This is a genomic window from Compostibacillus humi (assembly GCF_014637175.1).
In the GTDB taxonomy this organism is placed as follows: Bacteria; Bacillota; Bacilli; order Bacillales; family Amphibacillaceae; genus Oceanobacillus; species Oceanobacillus humi.
The window spans coordinates 1-835 of record NZ_BMEV01000156.1; the positions used below are offsets into that span (position 1 = coordinate 1).

The 835-nt window shown below is 56.0% G+C and carries 1 rRNA gene; it reads left to right on the forward strand.

What is annotated here, in order from left to right:
- Positions 1-835 (forward strand): 23S ribosomal RNA (locus IEV18_RS17070); the annotation flags it as partial.

An 835-nucleotide genomic window follows, 5' to 3' on the forward strand; every position in this document is an offset into this window, starting at 1 on the left:
GGTGTAACGACTTGGGCACTGTCTCAACGAGAGACCCGGTGAAATTATACTATGCGTGAAGATGCGCATTACCCGCGACAGGACGGAAAGACCCCGTGGAGCTTTACTGTAGCCTGATATTGAATGTCTGTGCAGCTTGTACAGGATAGGTGGGAGCCTTGGAAGCAGGAGCGCCAGCTTCTGTGGAGGCACCGGTGGGATACCACCCTGGCTGTATGGACCTTCTAACCCAGGGCCGTGATCCGGTCCGGAGACAGTGTCAGGCGGGCAGTTTGACTGGGGCGGTCGCCTCCCAAAAGGTAACGGAGGCGCCCAAAGGTTCCCTCAGAATGGTTGGAAATCATTCGCAGAGTGTAAAGGCAGAAGGGAGCTTGACTGCGAGACCTACAAGTCGAGCAGGGACGAAAGTCGGGCTTAGTGATCCGGTGGTTCCGCATGGAAGGGCCATCGCTCAACGGATAAAAGCTACCCCGGGGATAACAGGCTTATCTCCCCCAAGAGTTCACATCGACGGGGAGGTTTGGCACCTCGATGTCGGCTCATCGCATCCTGGGGCTGTAGTCGGTCCCAAGGGTTGGGCTGTTCGCCCATTAAAGCGGTACGCGAGCTGGGTTCAGAACGTCGTGAGACAGTTCGGTCCCTATCCGTCGTGGGCGCAGGAAGTTTGAGAGGAGCTGTCCTTAGTACGAGAGGACCGGGATGGACACACCGCTGGTGTACCAGTTGTTCCGCCAGGAGCATAGCTGGGTAGCTACGTGTGGAAAGGATAAGTGCTGAAAGCATCTAAGCATGAAGCCTCCCTCAAGATGAGACTTCCCATCACGTTAAGTGAGTA